Consider the following 17,459-nt stretch of genomic DNA (forward strand, 5'->3'; position numbering starts at 1 on the left):
GGGTGGGTGCAGACGTGGTCCCGCAGCGAGTCGACCGACAGATCCAATTGAAGACCCGAAGTCAGTGAGTGGGTGAGTCAGGAAGACCGCTGCGGGACCACGCCAACCATTCTCACTGTGAGTGGGGGCGGTCCGCTTCTAGCCGAGCAAACGGCTGGCTTCCGTGCGGCAGGTGGCCCAGGCGGCGTCGTCGGGGTCGATGAGTTCGAAGTGGCCGACGTGCGGGAGCTCGGTGAGGGTGACGGTGTCGCCGGCGGCTCGGGCGGCGTTCGCGTAGGTCTGGCTCTGGACCAGGGGTACGGCGGAGTCCCGGGTGCCGTGGACGAGCGCGACCGGGACCTTCAGCGGGAGGCATTCGGCAGGCGAGGCAGCGGCGTACCGCTCTGGGTGGGCGTCGGGCGTCCCGCCCAAAAACTCCTGTACGGCGCTCCCACCCACCTGCTGGCGGTAAGCGGCGGCCAGGTCGAGGACGCCGGCCTGGGAAACCGCGCCGCGGAGGCGGACTCGGGGCGAGGCTCCGGGGGCGGTGGAGGGCAGACCAGGCCGGGCTGCGGCCCAGAGTGCGAGTTGACCGCCGGCGGAGTGGCCGATGGCGACGACCTTGGTGAGGTCGACACGGGGCTGGTCAGCGAGGGCGTCGATCGCGGCGGCGACATCCGCGAAGGTCGCGGGCCAGCCGCCGCCGTTGCCGACTCGGCGGTACTCGATGGCATAGCCCGCGATCCCGTGAAGAGCGAGGTCCGCGGCCAAGGGCGTGGCCAGGCTCATCCCGTAGGCGCTCTGCCAGAACCCGCCGTGGATGACGACAGCCGTCGGCACCCGGCCAGTCCCAGGAGGAAGGTGCAGCGAGGCGACCTGCGACGGGTCGTCGCCGTACGACAGTTGGATGGCGCCGTCCGACACCGCAGGGTCGCTGGAACAGCCGGACAGAGGCAGGGCGGCTGCGGCGGCGAGTAGGGCGCGTCGGCTCATCACTACGGTACTTCGGGGCCTACGCATCCGAGGATGGGTCAACGGCGAACTCAACTCGGACCCCGAGCAGCCGGACCGGCCGCTTGAGCTCGAACTTCGCCAGCAACGCGAGCGCGGTCGCGGCAATGACCTCAGGGTCCTGCGTGATGGCCGGCAGCTTGCGGCTCTTGATCGGCGTGAAGAACGATGTGAACCGGACCTTCACCCACACCCGCTGGATGCTGCGCCCCTCCGCCACCACATCCCGCGTGACCTCGACCGCGATCCGCCGCAACTCCTCCGCGACGTCAGCGGCCGACGCGAGGTCGTGTTCGAACGTCTCCTCACGGCTCCGCGACACCGGCTCCCGCGGTACGTCGGTCACCTCGGTGTCGCCGAGTCCGCGCCCGAGAGCGGCGTACCAGGCACCCATCTTGGGCCCGAATCGCTGCTTCAGGGCCTCGACATCGGCGGCCGCTAGGTCGGCGACGGTGGCCAGCCCAAGCTCCTGCAGATTGCGTTCCATCCGGCTACCGATACCCCACAGCTCCCGGACTGGCCGATGGTCCATCACCTCACGCCAGTTCGCCGCGGTCAGCCGGAACACTCCCGGAACCCCAGCCCCAGCTCCTTCGAAGGCCGAAGCGTGCGACCGCGGCTGCTTGGCGAACGTGGTCGCCAGCTTCGCCCGCGTCTTGTTGTCCCCGATCCCGACTGAACAGGTCAGCCCCGTCCGCTCGAGCACGGCTGCTCGCAGCGATGCCGCCAGCGCCTCCGGATCAGCCGTCTCAGCGCCGACGAAGCACTCATCCCAACCCCACACCTCAACCACGACCGGGAACGCGCGCAGCGTGTCCATCACCTCGGCCGACGCAGCGTCGTACGCGGCCGGATCCGACGGCAGGAACACCGCCTCCGGACACTTCTTGTACGCCGCCCGGATCGGCATCCCGGAGTGCACACCGAACTCACGCGCCTCGTACGACGCGGTGGCCACCACCTGGCGTGGCTTCGTCGGATCGCCCGAGCCGCCAACCACCACCGGAAGACCACGCAGCTCAGGCCGGCGGCGGATCTCGACGGCCGCGATGAACTGGTCCATGTCCACGTGCAGGACCCACCAGCTCATCGCGCCCTCCTGAACTCAGCTCGAGGCACTCGCATACGTCCGCAGCCCACGCTGCCACACCAGCCGGATCAGCAACACCGCAATCACCGACAGACCGATCCCGAGCCCGACCGAACCCCACCCGAGATCGCCGGACAGCGCCTGCAGTGGGTACGTCGTCGCGAACGCGACCGGGAACACGAACGTCAGGAAGCTCCGCACCGGCACCGGGAAGAACGTCAGCGGATACCGCCCCGCCTCGACGACGCTCAAGTAGACGATCCCGATCGGCCCGACCGACTGCAGCCAGAACGCCGAATACACCAGCGCCGACCACACCGCCGTGAGCAGGACCAGCCCACACATCACCAGTACGACGGCCTGCAGTACCTGACCCACATTGGGCGTCAGCCCCGACTGCACCAGCCCGAACGCGAGCACAATGATGCCGCTGGCAACATTGCTGAGCTCGGCCACATTGATCCACCGGAACGTCAGATAGAATTGGCTCGACACCGGCCGCAACAGCACGGCGTCCAGCTCACCCTCGGTCAGGTACGACGTCATCCGGTTCAGGTTCGGTCCGATGAACGTCGCCATCAACCCGGTGACGACCTGGTAGACCCCGACGAGCGCGATCACCTCTGCGCGCGTCCACCCGTGCACCTCCTGTGTGAACCCGAACAGCAGCAGCGTCGGAACGATCCCGAGCCCCAGCTGGACAAGCCCGACCAGCAACGTGGTCAGGAAGTGCGCCCGATAATGCGTCTCCCGTACGACGGCCTGCGCGAAGAACCGCCGCCACAGCCGCAGGTGCCTCATGCGCCCACCGCCGAGTACGCGCGGATCCCGGCTGCCCAGACGAAACGGGCGAGCAGGCCGACAGCAACGACGTACCCGATTTGTACTGCGAGACCGGTCATCAGTTCGGTGCTGGACAGGTTTCCGGCGACGATCTCGACCGGGAACGAGACTGTGTAGCGGTAGGGCTGGTAGTTGATGAACCCGCGCGACCACTCCGGCATCAGCGCCAGCGGTACGACGGCCCCGGACAGGACCGAGCCGATGATCACCCGGGCCTGGACGAGCGCACTCACGTCGTCCATCCAGAACGCGAACGCCGCGATCAGGATGTCGATCGTGAACACGAGAATCGCGCCGAGGACCAGCGTGACCACGAACAGCGCCCAGCGGCCGAAACCCGGCGGGACGTTCATCGAGTCACGGAAGATCCACCAGACCACGCCGAGCATCGGGATCAGCGCGAACACCTTGAGGAACTTCTCGGACAGGTTGTTCGCGACGAACCCGAGCAGCAGCGATGCCGGCCGGACCATCCAGCTGGACAGCTTGCCGAGCCGGATGTCGTTCGCGAGGAAGCCGGCCATCCACGAGGAGGTGGTCATCGTCGCGATCCCGAGCAGGACGAAGTACGTCGTGATGTAGCGCTCGTCGACGGGGAGTTGCGCGCCGTTCGCGAGCGCGGTGCGCCAGATCAGCAGCGAGATGAGCGGCGTACAGATGTTGGCCAGCATGAAGATGACCCAGGCGCCGCGATAGATCGACTGCTGGGCGATCTCGGCGGCGACCATCCGGCGCAGGATCCTCAGATTGCGGATCATGACGCCTCCCCGCGACGCAGGAACAGGTCGCGCATGATCTCTTCGACGTCCGCATCGGCAACGTCGAGATCGACGAGCGGGCCGAGCCGGGTGAGCTGCTCCAGGATCTGGCCGGTGCGTGCGCGGTCAGCCTCCAGCCGCACAGTGAGCCCATCAACCTCGACTGCGCTCACACCCTCGAAGGCGGTCAGCGGGCCGACGTCGACCGGCGTCGCGTACGTCGCCCGGACGAGCTTGCGTGGTTGCGCGGTCCGCACGAGGTCGTCGAGCGCGCCATCGAATTGCAGCCGGCCGTGGTCGATGATCATCACCCGCGAGCAGAGCGCTTCGATGTCGTCCATGTCGTGGCTGGTGATCAGGATCGTCGTCCCGCGGAGACGGTTGACGTCGGCAAGGAAGCTGCGGACCCGCGCCTTCGCGACCACGTCCAGCCCGATCGTCGGCTCGTCCAGGAACAGAATCTCCGGGCCGTGGACCAGCGCAGCCATCAGCTCGAGCTTCATCCGCTCACCGAGCGACGTCTTGCGGACCTGGACGTTGAGCAGATCCTGTACGTCGAGCAGTTCCGCAAGCTCGGCGACGTTGCGCTCGAACTCGACCGTCGACAGGCCGTACATCTCCTTGTGCAGAAGGAGGCTCTCCATCGCCGGGACGTCCCACCAGAGCATCGTCTTCTGGCCCATCACCAGCGCGATCCGGCGCAGATAGTCGTGTTTGCGGTCCGACGGGGTGTGGCCGAGAACATCGAGATCCCCGGATGTCTTGTAGAGCAGGCCGGACAGCATCTTCAGAGTCGTGGTCTTACCGGCGCCATTCGGGCCGAGCAGGCCGACGACCTCACCGGGCTCGATCGCGAACGTGACCCGGTCAACCGCCAGCCGAGTCTCGTACTTGCGCCGTACCAGGCTTTTCAAAGCGCCACCGAGCCCGGCGCGCTGCTGGTGGAACGTGTAGGTCTTGGTCAGATCATGCGCAGAGATGGCATGGGTGTGCGTCACAGTGGAGGCACCGCTTTCGAGAGAACTGGACAGGGACCGGGTAGCAACCCAAGGCCCCGCACGGGGAAATCAACCGTGCGCGCAGCTATCTCGAAACGGGGTAGTCACCGCTTCAACGTTAATGCGAAGCAGAGAGTGATGTCCACTGAGTTTGGAAGTCATCAATGGACTGGACCTCGCCACGGCCGGCAAGCGCCGCAGCGAGGTCCTTCCGACGAGCTATCGCACCAGGACGATCGAGTTGATCGGGGTGTAGTCATAAGCCCCGTACGTGCCGGTCGCACGCAGGGGGTCAGTGCAACGGCCGCCGTTGCGGTCATAGCAGATAGTGAAGCCCGCACCGCCGGTCTGGTTGTTGATCGCGTACTTGATTCCAGTGACCCCGGACAGATTGTGTGCGCCGTAGCTGTACCAAATGTTCTTGCTGAGGATGGTGCCGTTCGGTTCTTGCAGACAGACAGCGCCGCTGGGGCAGTTCGCCAGTACGCCGGTCGTTGTGGCACTGGCAGCCGGCATAAGCAACACACCGGCCCCCACCAACGCGGCGGCAATTCCAGCTGCAGTCTTCGCAAGCTTCCGCATAAAGTTTCTCCTCACGTTCACAGGCCCCCCTGCGAGACCCGTCACCGAACGTAACTCGACGACTGCGGAGCGGAGAACCCTTTCGAGCTCAGTCGAATAGGTTCTCCAAGAAAGACTTCGGCTTCTTCTTGTGGTGCTGACCGGAGTACCCACGGTCGTCGTACCGGCGCTGGTCCTCGTACTTACGGTCGTCGGAGCGGCGGTCGTCGTCGTACCGCTTCTTCTCCTCGTACCGCTTGTCGTCGTAGCGCTTCTCCTCGGACCGCTTCTCCTGCGGGGGAGCGTTGAAGCGGGCCTCGGCGTCCACCAGACGCTCCAGCTCACCGCGGTCGAGGAAGATACCGCGGCACTCACCACACTGGTCGACAGTGATCCCACTGCGTTCGTAGGTGCGCATCGCGCCGCGGCATTTCGGGCAAATCAGGGTCTCCATCCAGAAACCCTACTAGCTGACTACTTGAACCGGGCCAGGAAGTTTTTCACGATCGGCCCGGCCGCCTTACCGCCGGATTCGCCGCCTTCGACGATGACTGCGAAGGCCACGTCACCGCGGTACCCGACCATCCAGCCGTTGGTGCCGACCTTGCCGTTGGTGACGACCTCCGCCGTACCGGTCTTGGCGCCGACCGTGCCGCTCTGGGCGAGGGCGTGGGCGGTGCCGCCGGTGACGGTGGTGCGCATGAAGGTGCGGAGCGCGGCGGCCGTGTTGGCGGGCAGCGGGGAGGCTGCGGTGCCGGCGGCGTCCTTGCCCGGGACCAGGACCGGCTTCATGGCGGTGCCGTGGGCAACGGTGGCGCCGATCAGGGCGACGGCCAGCGGGCTGGCGGTCACGGTGCCCTGGCCGATCATCGAGGCAGCTTCCTCGACATCGTCCTTCGGCGCCGGAACCTTGCCGCCGTACGCCGGGATGGACAGCTCGAGGTCACGGCCGATGCCGAACATCGCCGCGGCCTTGGTCATCCCGTCCTTCGGAAGCTTGCCGTGCTGCGAGATGAACGCGGTGTTGCAGGACTGGTTGAACGCCTTCTGCATGGTGCCGGCGCCGTACGCCGCGAGGGCGTCGTAGTTCTTGAAGGTCTTGCCGAACACGTTGATCGTGTCGGTGCAGGGCAGCGAGCTGTTCGTGGTCAGGCCGGCGCCGAGCAGCGCACCCGAGGTGACGGTCTTGAACGTCGAACCCGGCGCATAACGGCCCTGGAACGCACGGTTGTAGCTGGTGATGTCCGGCCCGTTCGCCGCCGCCAGGATCTCACCGGTCGAAGCCTGTACGGCGACCAGCGAAGCGTGCAGCTTCTGGCTGCCCAGCGCGGCCTCGGCCGCCTGCTGCATCTTGGTGTCGATCGTCGTTTTGACCGGCTTCCCGGCGGCACCCTTCTGGGTGAAGATCTCCTTGACCGTCAGCTTGGTCTTGCCGTCACGCAGGCTGACGATGCCACCGGGCGTCCCGGCCAGCTGCTGCTGGAACGCGTACTGCAGACCGTTCACGCCGACCTGGTCCTGCGCCGAAGCGGTCGGGCCGGCGTTCTTCAGCGTGTCCTCGTTCGCCAGCTTCATCGAGCCGAGGAGCGAGCGGGCGAACGTCGGCGTGGCCGCGAGCGACTGCGTGCCGCCCATCGTCAGGACGCCGGGCAGCTTGCCCATCGTCGGCCGCAGCGCCTCCCACTGGTCCGCGCGGATCGTGATCGCGTCCACGAACTGACCGGCCGGAGCCGCCTTCGCGCGCTTGGACAGCTTCGCGCCGTCCACATCGAGGTTCTTGGTGAAGGCCGCGTACGTCGCCGGTGTCGCGACGTTGCCGGAGGCGACCCCGACGATGACGACCGGCCGGTTCGAGGTCAGCGCGGCGCCGTGCCGATCCAGGATCGAGGCGCGGGCCGGGAGCGTGCGGACTCGCTTCAGATAGTTCGTGCCGTCGCCGAGCCCCGGGTAGATGGTGTCGCCGGCCGCCTTGACCTTCCAGTCCGCACCGACCTTGACCGCGGTCGCCGTACTGGTCCATTTCATCGCGCCGATCCCGCGCAGCTGCGCCTCGACGGCGAGCTCCTGGGTGCAGGTCGTGTCGTTCGAGCACTGCACGTCACCCTGCGGCACGACGGTCACCGTGCTGGCCACGATCGCCGTGTCCACGTCGTCCAGCCGCTTGCCGAACGCGGTCGGGTTGTCGGTCAGCGCCGCCGCGTCGGTCGGCTTCCCGTCCGGGGCCCAGGCCTTCACCCAGGCGTCCGCGAACTGCTTGACGAGCTGCGCGGAGGCCTGCTTCTCGTCGTTCGGATCCGCCTTCCCGCCGTCGCCCGACTTGGAGTCGGAACAACCAGCGGTGATCAGCAGACTACTCAGGACGACGACAGCAGTGGTTCGCTTCACGGTTCCAACTCTCGCACGACGATTGGCAAACACGAGGGCGAAACTACTCAACCCACCCAAGTACGACGCAGCTTCCGGCCGTGGAGTTGTCGTATTCTGCACGATTGTGACCCGCCTAGCCCTGCACAGCCGGCTCCTGCCCGGGACCGAAGAGGCCTACGAACTCGAACACGCCCGAGTCTGGCCGGAGCTCATCACCGTCATGCGCGCCGCCGGAATCGCCGACTGGTCGATCTGGCGCAGCGGCCGCGACCTGTTCCACCTGGTGGAGTGCGACGACTACGAAGCCGCCGTCGCCCAGCTCCGTGACAACCCCACCGACCAGCGCTGGCAGGTCCACATGAGCCAGTTCGTCGAAGCCTTCGCCGGTGGCGGACAACCCCTCCGCCACGTCTGGACCATGAACGACCAAACCGACTAGTACACCCGCCAAAGGACACCGCCTCCGGCGGCGACAGCTCTCTCGGCGCCTCCGCCCACCCCATTTGATGGGCTGACCCACGGCGTTGTGGGTCTACCCACTGCATGCGGCTAGCCCACCCGCAACGGGGTGGGCTGACCCATCAAATGGCGCGGAGCGGGGGTCGGCTAGTACATCTCCCAGACCAGTACTTCGGCTCCGGTGGGACCCGCGGTGAGCCGCTGGCCATCGGAATCGGTCAGCCGGGCGGCGTCTGCGGTGCCCAGGTGGCCGACGCCCTCGAGGTGCGCGCTGCCGTCGGCGATGAATGCGTGCACGTGGGGCGCCTCTGGCAGTACGACGGACTGGGTCGGGGCCAGGCGGGCCGCTGAGAGGCCGGCGGATTGCTGGTGGAGGCGGATCGCCGCACCCGCCGCGTGCTTGGGGAGTCCGGAGACCACCGGTACGAGTTCGCCGGTGGTGAGGTCGACGGCGGATTGGTCGTACGACGGGGTGAGGTCGAACTGGTCTGGCCGAACCCACATCTGAACGTAGTGGACCGGTTCGGCAGAGTCGTTCCATTCGGAGTGACGGATGCCTGAGCCGGCGCTCATGCGCTGGACGAGACCGGGGTGTACGACGCCGCTGTTGCCTTCCGAGTCGCGGTGAGCCAGCGCGCCGCGCAGGACCCAGGTGACGATCTCCAGGTCCTGGTGCGGATGCGTGTCGAAGCCGGTGCCCGGGGCAACCACATCGTCGTTGTGTGCCACCAGGAAACCGAACCCGACATTCGCCGGATCGTAGAACGGCCCGAACGAGAAGGAGTGCCGCGACTCCAGCCATCCTTCGGACGTCACGAACCGCTCATCCGCCCGCTGAATCTCCACGACTACTAGTAATACCCCTTCTGGCCGTCGAGCAGCTCGCGCATCGTGTCCAAGTGGCCGACGTGCCGCGCGGTCTCCTCGACCACGTGGATCACGATCCACCGCAGACTCGGGGCGAACTCCGGGTCCCGGCCGACGTCGTCCAGGCTGTGGGCGGCGATGATCTCGTTCGAGCGGGCCCACTGGGCGTCGAACTCATCGAGCAGTTGGGCCAGGGGGACGCCCTCCACCCGCATGTCGGCGTTCTCGACATCCTTCCGGAACGTCGGGTTCTCATCCCGAGGAACATTCAGGTAGACGACCTCGAACCACAGGTGCTCGTCCCAACGCAGATGCGATACCAACCCGGCCGGCGTCATCAACGGCGAGTCCGGGAACACAACCCGGTGCTCGTCCTCCACCCGCAGCCCCTCGAGCTTTCGCCGTACCAGCATCCGTTGCAGGTTCAGCCAGCCGATCAGTTGGGTCCGCTCGTCGGCCACGATCGGCGGCCGCGCCTCATAAAGGTTCACCCGATAGACCCAACCACACACTGGGCATGCCAAAAAAGAGGGACTCCGGCCGCTCGGTGGGCGGCCGGAGTCCTGTTCAGTGGCGGTGAAAAAGTCAGCCGGTCGGTTTGCCGTCGTCGGATGCCAGGGTCGCGGTGACGTCCTGTGATTTGCCGGCCCGGGTGTAGGTGATCTTGACCTGATCGCCGGGGCGGTGCGAGCGAACTGCGGCGACCAACGCGTCCCCTGACGCAATCGCCTTACCGTCTACAGCGGTCACCACATCGCCCGCTTGCAGACCCGCTTTGTTCGCCGCACCGCCCGACGTTGCCTCGCCGAGGCGTGCTCCGTTCGTGAGCCCGTCGGTGGATTGCGCGTCGCCGACCGTCACTCCGAGCCGCGCATGCGTGGCCTTGCCCTTGGCCACCAGCTCATCGATGATCGGCTTGGCCTGGTCGATCGGGATTGCGAAGCCCAGGCCGATGTTTCCGCCGGCGGATTGTCCCGATCCGCCCGCGGTTTTGATCGCGCTGTTGATACCGACCACCTGGCCGGCGAGGTCGATCAAGGCGCCGCCGGAGTTACCCGGGTTGATGGCGGCGTCCGTCTGGATGGCTGGGAAGACCGTCGTACTGTCCTGCTCTTCGTCGCCCGAGGTGACCGGGCGGTCGAGCGCCGAGACGATCCCACTCGTCACGGTGGACTGCAGGCCGAACGGTGAGCCGATCGCGACCACACCCTGGCCGACGGCGAGCTTGCCGCTGGAGCCGAGGGTGGCCGGGGTCAGATCCGTCGCGTCGGCCTGGATCACGGCGAGGTCGGTCAGTGGGTCGAGACCCTTGACCGTCGCCGGCACCGTGCGGCCGTCGTTCAGGATCACGGTGATCTTGCCGCCCTGCCCGGCGGGGCCGACCACGTGGTTGTTGGTGACGATCAGGCCGTCCTTGCTGATCACGATGCCCGACCCGGTCCCCGCACCCTGCTGGGTGGAGACCGCGATCTTCACCACGCTGCCCGTCACCTTGGCCGCCGCGTTCTGCACCGAGCCGTCCGGCGCCGAGGCCGGTGCGGCCTGGTTGCCGTTCAGCGGTGCGGTCACCGACGGGTTCGCGCTGTTCGTGTCGTTCGTGGCTGCGTACACCGCGGCGGCGCCCACGCCACCGGCCGCCCCGACCAGTAGCGCGGTCGCGGCCACGAGTGCCAGGCCCATCCGCTTCGGCTTGGCCGGCGTAGCCACCGGCTGCTGCTGTTGCGGACCGAAAGGCCAGTTCGGGCCGGGGGACGCCCCCTGATGCGTCCCCGGCGCTCCGAACTGCGGGTAAGCACTCCCACCTGAGGGGTGCTGACCCGGCTGACCCAGCTGCGGTCCACCCTGCGGAGCTAACTGCTGTTGCTGATGTTGCCCATACATCGGCAACTGCGGCATGCGCTCCGGCGGGTTGGAGCCGAACGGGGTGTTCCCGTTGTTCACGGGAGGACCGTTGTTCGGCTCGGGCGGCTGGTTGTCGGTCATGAGCAGTACTTTGGCTGCTGGACCTGAGAACCCCCTGAAGATCCCGTCAGAGCTACCGAAGAACTCTGTGAAGATCCCCTGAAGGCTGCCAGGAAACTCCCAGGGATCAGCGGGTCTGGGTCGCGGCGTGCGGCAGCCAGAGCGTGAACTGCGCGCCGGCGCCTGGCGCGTTCCGGGCGTAGATCATCCCGCCGTGCTGCTCAGCCGCATGCTTCACGATCGCCAGCCCCAGCCCGGAGCCAGGCAGGCCACGCGCCTCACTCGACCGGTAGAACCGCTCGAACACATGCGGCAGGTCGGCATCCGCGATCCCCGGCCCGGAGTCCGTGACAGTCAGTACGCCGTCCTGCAGCCGCACGGTCACCAGCCCCACCGGTACGCCGTCAGTCCGCGCGTCGTCCGGCACGCTGTACTTGGCCGCGTTGTCGAGCAGGTTCGTCACCGCTCGACCCAGCAGCCGCTCGTCACCCCACACGGGGAACGGCTCAAGGCTCACGTCCCACTCAAGGTTGGGCGCACGCCGCCGTACCTTGATGACAGCGTCTTCCACGACGTTGGACAGCTCGATGAGCTCCGCATTGCGAATCTGCGGTGTGTCCCGAGCGAGCTCGGTCAGATCGCCGATCAGGTTGGTGAGCTCATCCATCTGAGCCCGTACGTCGTCCAGCAACTGCTGCCGGTCTTCGGGGCGCAGGCCGCCGCGCTTGTCAGCCTGGGCGAGCAGGTCGAGGTTGGTCCGAATGCTTGTGAGCGGTGTCCGCAGCTCGTGCCCGGCATCACCGATCAACCGCCGCTGCCGATCCTGAGATTGCGCCAGCGCAGCCAGCATCGCGTTGAACGACACTGCCAGTCGAGAGATCTCATCCGACCCGTCAACCGGGATCGCCCTGAGCTCAGCAGTCCGCGCCACGTGCTCAGCAGCCCCGGACAACCGCGCCAGCGGACGCAGTCCGGAGACTGCGATCGCGTTGCCGGCAATGGCAGCCCCGATCACGCCCAGCAGCCCAACCGCCCACAAGACGATGCCCATGTTGTGCAGCGTCTGGTCGATCGGCTTCAACGACTGCGCAACCACCAGCGCCGCCGGCTCCCAGTCGCTGGGATCATCGGCGTTGCAGGGTGAACCCCGGGTTGGCTGCGCGCAGAACAGCGCCGGTACGGCGACTACGCGATAGTGCGTACCCATCGCGGCGCCAACGGTTCGTTTGCTGATCTCGTCCTGGTCCTGGGCGACCGCCAACTCCGGAGACTGCATCGGCGGCAGCGGGCTGTCCTCGTTGCCCAGCCGCTGCCCGTCGGCTGTGTAAACCCCGAGCAGGATGTCGCTGAGACCGAGCGCCTCCGGCCCGAAGCCCTCAAGGTTGTTCTGCTGCGTGAGGACCTGCTGCTTGGCGGCCGAGACAGCGCGGTCGGTGAGGCTCTTGTCGAGGTTCTGGTACATCTGCTGCCGCACCGACACATAGGCGGCGATGCTCACGACGGCGACCGCCAGGCCCACCGCGACGGCGGCGAGCAGCGTCACGCGCGAGTGCAGGCTCAGTTGGTGGAGCTTCCGCTGCCACCAGCTCTGCGTGTTCGCCACCAGGTTCCGACCGTTGCTGTTGGCAAGGGGTCGTGGCTGTGGCTCCGGCCGGGACTGCGGCTGAGGTGCACGCCGGGCGTACGACGGGAAGTTGTTGTCGGGACCGCTCACGGCGGGGTGTCCCGGAGCACGTAACCGATGCCGCGCACCGTATGAATCAGTCGCGGCAGGTCGTTCACCTCGGTCTTGCGGCGTAGGTAGCCGATGTAGACCTCGAGCGAGTTGGCGGTCGTCGGGAAGTCGTAGCCCCAGACCGCATCCAGGATGACCGCGCGCTCGAGGACCCGGCGCGGGTTGCGGATGAGCAGCTCGAGCAGGGAGAACTCGGTGCGCGTCAACTGGATCGGCACGTCGCCGCGGTGCACCTCGTGCGCATCCACGTCGACCACGAGGTCGGCGTACTGGAGGACTTCGCCGCGTGGGCCGCCCTCGCCAGGCGTCGAGCTCCGTCGCAGCAGGGCGCGCAGGCGGGCCAGCAGCTCCTCGAGCGCGAACGGCTTGGTCAGGTAGTCGTCGCCGCCGGCGTCCAGGCCGTCGACCCGGTCGGCGACCGCGTCGCGCGCGGTCAGCACCAGGATCGGCACGTTGTTGCCTGCGGCCCGTAGTGCCTTGGTGGTCTCCAGACCGTCCAGGCGCGGCATCATCACGTCCATCACGACGACGTCCGGATCGACGTTCGAGATCACGGCCAGCGCCTCGGCACCGTCGGAGGCGGTGACGACCTCGAAGTCGTTGAACTCCAGCGAACGGCGCAGCGAGTCCCGGACCGCCCGGTCGTCGTCCACCACCAGTACCCGCATGCCGTTCTCCGCTCGAAGTCGAGTGGGCGGTCCAGCACAGACCACCGCGCAACCGAGAGTAGGCCGTCGGGTTGAGAAACGCCTGAGAACCCGCTGATCAGTGGCAAAGGAGGTGCAGGTTTTCGCTACCGCCGCCCGCTGACTCAGGCAAAGGCCGGTATGACGTCCGTCGCGAACCGCTGGAGCGGCTCGTGGTCGTAGGCGACGCCGGGGATGTAGATCACGACGTACTGGATGCCAACCTCCTGCAACTGCTCCAGCCGGGCCCGGATCTGCGGTGTGGAAGCGATATCGGCCGGTGCTCCGGAGCCGCCCGCAGCACCGATCTCCCGGAACTCGTCGACCGAGTACCGGCCGCGGGCCTTGGCACTGGCGGTGACCGGGTCCGCGCCGGTATCGATCGGGAACAGGTTGAGGCTGGTCGACTTCACAATTTCGTCGTAGTCGCGTCCGACGGCGTCACAGTGCCTGCGCAGGACCGACAGTTTGTGCTTGATGATGTCGACCTGCCCGGTGCCGAAATTGCAGGCGTCGCCGTACTGGGCGACCAGTCGCAGAGTGACCTGCTCGCCGCCGCCACCGATCCACAGCGGTGGTCGGCGACGCGGTGCGACGATCGGTTTGTCGACCGAGTGGTAGGTACCGTTGAAGACGACATCGTCTTCGGTCCACAGCCGGTGGATGAGTTCGACCGACTCGGCGAACGAACCCATCCGGTCCTTGAGTGCGGTCCACGGGTAGCCGTACGCCCGCCATTCGTGTTCCGACCAGCCGGCGCCGATCCCGGCGTACAGACGGCCGCGGCTTGCGACGTCCACGGTGGCGGCGATCTTGGCGTACAGGGCGGGGTTGCGGTAGCCGTTGCAGCCGACCATCTGGCCGATGTGCACCCGCTGGGTGTCGCGGGCCAGCGCGGCAGTCGCGGTCCAGGCCTCGAAGACGGTCTCGCGCACCGGCTCGGGGACGGTGTGGAAATGGTCGAACAACCAGATCGAATCCCACGGCCCGGTGTCGGCGGCGCGGGCAACCGCTGTCATCGCCTCCCACTGGTCGACCGGGTCGGCGAGTTCGATCAGGTCCATCCGCCAGCCTTGGGGAACGAATACTCCGAACTTCATCGACTACTCCTTCGGGTACGACGGGAGATCGCGACGCCGGCCAGGCACAAGGTGCCGCCGGCCAGTGCGAGTAGCGCCGGGGTTTCATCGAGGAACAGCCAGCCGAGGGCGATGGCGATCACCGGTACGGCGTACACCGTGGTGCCCAGTGCGCCGGCGCTGGTGCGGCGCAGGGCGAAGGCCCAGGTGGTGAAACCGAGTGCGGTCGGGAAGGCACCGAGGTAGATCACCCACCAGATCGTGGCGCCGCTCGCGGACTGCAGATCATGGATCAACTGGGGAGCGAACGGGAGGCAGACGATCGCGCCGATGGTGCAGCCGAGCCAGGTGACCAGGGCTGCGGGAAGCCGGCTGAGCAACGGCTTCTGCGACACGACTCCGACGGCGTACGAGATGGCGGCGGTGACGCAGAGGATCACGCCCCACGTCTCGGCGCGGCCGGTCGAGGTCGAGATGCCGATCACCAGCACGCCCGCGAACGCGACCAGGCTGCCGAGCACGATCGGGCGCGGGAAGCCTTCGCCGAGGGTCAGGCCCGCGAGCAAGGCGATCAGCAGTGGCGCGATGTGGATCAGCATTGCGGCGGTGCCGGCGTCGAGGCGGCGTTCGGCTTCGTTCAGGGTCAGGTTGTAGACGCCGAACCAGAGCAGACCGAAGGCGAGGAGCGGTATCCAGTCACGCTTGGCCGGCCACTGGCGTTCCGCCGGCTGCTGCCGCCGGCGGATCAGCAGGAACACCCCGAGCAGGACGCTGCCGACCGTGAGCCGGGCCAGTGACAGAGCGCCGGCCGAGATTTCTCGGCCGCCGTGCCGGATGGCGACGAAGGAGGAGGCCCACAACACCACGGTCACGGCGGCCGCAGCGGTGGCGAGCAGATTCTTGGCGGGAGCTTCCACGACGATTGACACGTGAATACCCTAGAAACCACATCGATGATTTCCCATGGCGAAACGGATCAAAGAGGGCCCTGATGGTTGCTGAAACGAACGCTGAAGGTCTGCGTAGCCTTCATATCGAGAAGCCGCAGCTGGACGCGCTGAATCTCCGGCTGCTGACCGAGCTGGAGGCCGACCCGCGGCTGCGGACGACCGAGCTCGCGCGTCGGCTAGGGGTGTCGGCGCCGACCGTGCGTGAACGCGTGACCCGGCTGGAGGAGTCCGGGGTGATCCGCGGCTACCGGCTGGAGGTGGACCCCGGTGCGCTGGGTCTGCCGGTCGCGGCATGGGTGCGGCTCCGGCCCGGGCCGGGACAGATCCCGAAGATCATCGAGCTGGCCGCGCGGACTCCCGAGGTGGTCGAGTGCCACCGGATCTCTGGCGAGGACTGCTTCCTGATGCGGGTGCAGGTGTCCGCGATCGCCGGTCTGGAAGACGTGCTCGACAAGTTCCTGGTGCACGGGCAGACGACCAGTTCGTTCATCGTCTCCACCCCGGTCCCACCGCGCTCGGTCCCGCTCGATGTCCGGCAGGTGGGCACCGACCACCGCTGAAGGTGGTCTACATCACTACGCTGTTGCTGATTTCAGTGACATCTCAGAGGACCTCCGGAAGGACCTGCCCCATGGCTGCCGACAAGTCTGTCCGCAGAGTTGCCCTGCTCACCGCCGGTGGCCTTGCGCCGTGCCTGTCGTCCGCCGTCGGCGGGCTGATCGAGCGCTACACGGAAGTGGCACCCGATGTGGAGATCATCGGATACCTGAACGGGTACCACGGCCTGCTCAGCGGGCGGCATGTCGTCGTCACGCCTGAGGTGCGCGAGAAGGCGGCGCTGCTGCACAAGTTCGGCGGGAGCCCGATCGGCAACAGCCGGGTGAAGCTGACCAACACCGCGGACCTGGTGAAGCGCGGTCTGATCCAGGACGGCCAGAACGCGCTCCAGGTCGCCGCGGAGCGCCTGGTGGCCGACGGCGTCGACGTGCTGCACACGATCGGTGGCGACGACACCAACACGACGGCTGCGGACCTCGCGGCGTACCTGCAGGAGCACGACTACGACCTGACCGTCGTCGGCCTGCCGAAGACCATCGACAACGACGTCATCCCGATCCGGCAGAGCCTGGGTGCGTGGACGGCAGCCGAGCAGGGCGCGCTGTTCGCCCGCAACGTCGTCGCCGAGCACAGCTCCAACCCGCGGATGCTGATCGTCCACGAGGTCATGGGCCGCAACTGTGGCTGGCTGACCGCCGCGACCGCGAAGGCCTACCGCGACTGGCTGGACGAGCAGGAGTGGAACCCGGGCATCGGCCTGGACGAGTCGAGCTGGGACGTCCACGCGGTCTACGTGCCGGAGGCAACCATCGACCTGGACGCCGAGGCCGAGCGCCTGCGCAAGGTGATGGACGAGAACGACTGCGTGACCATCTTCCTGTCCGAAGGCGCCGGCGTCCCGTCGATCGTCGCCGAGATGGAAGCCCGCGGCGAAGAGGTCGGCCGGGACCCGTTCGGTCATGTCAAGCTGGACACGATCAACCCCGGTGCCTGGTTCGCCAAGCAGTTCGCGGAGCGGATCGGCGCCGAGAAGACCATGGTCCAGAAGAGCGGCTACTTCAGCCGCTCCGCCGCCGCGAACGACGCCGACCTCGCCCTGATCAAGCAGTGCACCGACTTCGCCGTCGACGCCGCCCTCCGCGGTGAAAGCGGCGTAGTCGGCCACGACGAAGACCGCGGCGACGAACTCCGCGCCATCGAGTTCCCCCGGATCGCCGGCGGCAAAGAATTCGATCCCACCGTGGAGTGGTTCGTCGGCCTGAAAGCCACCATCGGCCAGTCGTAGTTTCTCGCGAAGGTCTGGTTTCGGTACGGCGGGGATGGTTGATCGCCGTACCGGACAAGCCGGACACGTTGCCTGGGGCTGGTCGCCGCGGCGGCCGCGTTACATAAAGGGCTTGGCTGGGGCCGGTGGGTGGTTGAGGTAGTGGCGAGGTGGGCGATCGCGTGACCGGCGCTTGAGGTGCTCGCTATGGCTGAGGTGGAAAGCGGCGCCGGGTGGAAACTTCAGGTCGCCAGTTGCACAAAACGTTCCACCCAGCTGTCCAGGTGGGCCG

At 67.2% G+C, this 17,459-nt stretch carries 18 protein-coding genes; 3 read left to right on the plus strand and 15 right to left on the minus strand.

Features of this window, described 5'->3' with window-relative positions; all coding sequences use genetic code 11:
• Nucleotides 1-138 precede the first annotated feature (138 nt).
• The 8 genes from E1263_RS36445 to E1263_RS36480 all read right to left on the minus strand — a co-directional run bounded on the left by E1263_RS36445 (nucleotide 139) and on the right by E1263_RS36480 (nucleotide 7,625).
• The gene (locus E1263_RS36445) at nucleotides 139-972 is read right to left on the minus strand and encodes an alpha/beta hydrolase family protein (protein WP_132175922.1); all 834 of its coding nucleotides are present in this window, start codon (nucleotides 970-972) and stop codon (nucleotides 139-141) included.
• Between the two features lie 19 nt (nucleotides 973-991).
• Entirely contained in the window at nucleotides 992-2,080 is a 1,089-nt protein-coding gene (locus E1263_RS36450; RefSeq protein ID WP_132175924.1) for a DNA polymerase IV, read from the minus strand.
• A 15-nt stretch (nucleotides 2,081-2,095) separates the two neighbouring features.
• Nucleotides 2,096-2,881, minus strand: a complete 786-nt coding sequence (locus E1263_RS36455; protein WP_132175926.1) for an ABC transporter permease — start codon at nucleotides 2,879-2,881, stop codon at nucleotides 2,096-2,098.
• Complete coding sequence (locus E1263_RS36460) at nucleotides 2,878-3,681, minus strand: ABC transporter permease (RefSeq protein ID WP_132175928.1); 804 nt, start codon at nucleotides 3,679-3,681, stop codon at nucleotides 2,878-2,880. The genes E1263_RS36455 and E1263_RS36460 overlap by 4 nt, the downstream gene beginning before the upstream one ends.
• Nucleotides 3,678-4,679, minus strand: a complete 1,002-nt coding sequence (locus E1263_RS36465; protein WP_132175930.1) for an ABC transporter ATP-binding protein — start codon at nucleotides 4,677-4,679, stop codon at nucleotides 3,678-3,680. Before E1263_RS36465 ends, E1263_RS36460 begins: the two co-directional genes overlap by 4 nt.
• A gap of 219 nt (nucleotides 4,680-4,898) precedes the next feature.
• Nucleotides 4,899-5,261, minus strand: coding sequence for a hypothetical protein (locus tag E1263_RS36470; protein ID WP_132175932.1), 363 nt, complete (start codon nucleotides 5,259-5,261; stop codon nucleotides 4,899-4,901).
• An 88-nt stretch (nucleotides 5,262-5,349) separates the two neighbouring features.
• The gene (locus E1263_RS36475) at nucleotides 5,350-5,694 is read right to left on the minus strand and encodes a TFIIB-type zinc ribbon-containing protein (RefSeq protein WP_132175934.1); all 345 of its coding nucleotides are present in this window, start codon (nucleotides 5,692-5,694) and stop codon (nucleotides 5,350-5,352) included.
• Nucleotides 5,695-5,714: 20 nt separating this feature from the next.
• A complete protein-coding gene (locus E1263_RS36480; RefSeq protein WP_132175936.1) occupies nucleotides 5,715-7,625 on the minus strand; it encodes a penicillin-binding transpeptidase domain-containing protein in 1,911 nt (636 codons plus the stop codon).
• Between the two features lie 106 nt (nucleotides 7,626-7,731).
• Here E1263_RS36480 and E1263_RS36485 point away from each other — a divergent pair, with 106 nt between their 5' ends.
• Nucleotides 7,732-8,046 carry an L-rhamnose mutarotase gene (locus tag E1263_RS36485; RefSeq protein ID WP_132175938.1) on the plus strand — a complete coding sequence of 105 codons (315 nt, stop codon included), beginning with the start codon at nucleotides 7,732-7,734 and terminating at the stop codon, nucleotides 8,044-8,046.
• 167 nt (nucleotides 8,047-8,213) lie between these two features.
• Here the strand turns inward: E1263_RS36485 and E1263_RS36490 are convergent, their stop codons facing one another.
• From E1263_RS36490 to E1263_RS36520, 7 genes are all read right to left on the minus strand, one after another.
• Entirely contained in the window at nucleotides 8,214-8,912 is a 699-nt protein-coding gene (locus E1263_RS36490) for a pirin family protein (protein WP_132175940.1), read from the minus strand.
• A 5-nt stretch (nucleotides 8,913-8,917) separates the two neighbouring features.
• Nucleotides 8,918-9,424, minus strand: coding sequence for a DinB family protein (locus E1263_RS36495; RefSeq protein WP_238161868.1), 507 nt, complete (start codon nucleotides 9,422-9,424; stop codon nucleotides 8,918-8,920).
• Between the two features lie 94 nt (nucleotides 9,425-9,518).
• Complete coding sequence (locus E1263_RS36500) at nucleotides 9,519-10,916, minus strand: S1C family serine protease (RefSeq protein ID WP_132175942.1); 1,398 nt, start codon at nucleotides 10,914-10,916, stop codon at nucleotides 9,519-9,521.
• A 106-nt stretch (nucleotides 10,917-11,022) separates the two neighbouring features.
• On the minus strand, nucleotides 11,023-12,609 hold the full coding sequence (locus E1263_RS36505) for a sensor histidine kinase (RefSeq protein ID WP_238161870.1): 1,587 nt from the start codon (nucleotides 12,607-12,609) through the stop codon (nucleotides 11,023-11,025).
• Nucleotides 12,606-13,298, minus strand: coding sequence for a response regulator transcription factor (locus tag E1263_RS36510; RefSeq protein ID WP_132175944.1), 693 nt, complete (start codon nucleotides 13,296-13,298; stop codon nucleotides 12,606-12,608). The genes E1263_RS36505 and E1263_RS36510 overlap by 4 nt, the downstream gene beginning before the upstream one ends.
• Nucleotides 13,299-13,441: 143 nt before the next feature.
• Complete coding sequence (locus E1263_RS36515; RefSeq protein ID WP_132175946.1) at nucleotides 13,442-14,416, minus strand: LLM class F420-dependent oxidoreductase; 975 nt, start codon at nucleotides 14,414-14,416, stop codon at nucleotides 13,442-13,444.
• A complete protein-coding gene (locus E1263_RS36520) occupies nucleotides 14,413-15,324 on the minus strand; it encodes a DMT family transporter (RefSeq protein WP_165956873.1) in 912 nt (303 codons plus the stop codon). The genes E1263_RS36515 and E1263_RS36520 overlap by 4 nt, the downstream gene beginning before the upstream one ends.
• 62 nt (nucleotides 15,325-15,386) lie before the next feature.
• On the opposite strand from E1263_RS36520, the gene E1263_RS36525 reads away from it, so the two are divergent.
• Both E1263_RS36525 and E1263_RS36530 read left to right on the plus strand, forming a co-directional pair.
• Entirely contained in the window at nucleotides 15,387-15,905 is a 519-nt protein-coding gene (locus tag E1263_RS36525) for an Lrp/AsnC family transcriptional regulator (protein ID WP_132175948.1), read from the plus strand.
• A 71-nt stretch (nucleotides 15,906-15,976) separates the two neighbouring features.
• Complete coding sequence (locus tag E1263_RS36530; RefSeq protein WP_132175950.1) at nucleotides 15,977-17,188, plus strand: pyrophosphate--fructose-6-phosphate 1-phosphotransferase; 1,212 nt, start codon at nucleotides 15,977-15,979, stop codon at nucleotides 17,186-17,188.
• Nucleotides 17,189-17,459 lie beyond the last annotated feature (271 nt).

Origin of the sequence: Kribbella antibiotica (assembly GCF_004349055.1) — a bacterium.
GTDB classification, from domain to species: domain Bacteria; phylum Actinomycetota; class Actinomycetes; order Propionibacteriales; family Kribbellaceae; genus Kribbella; species Kribbella antibiotica.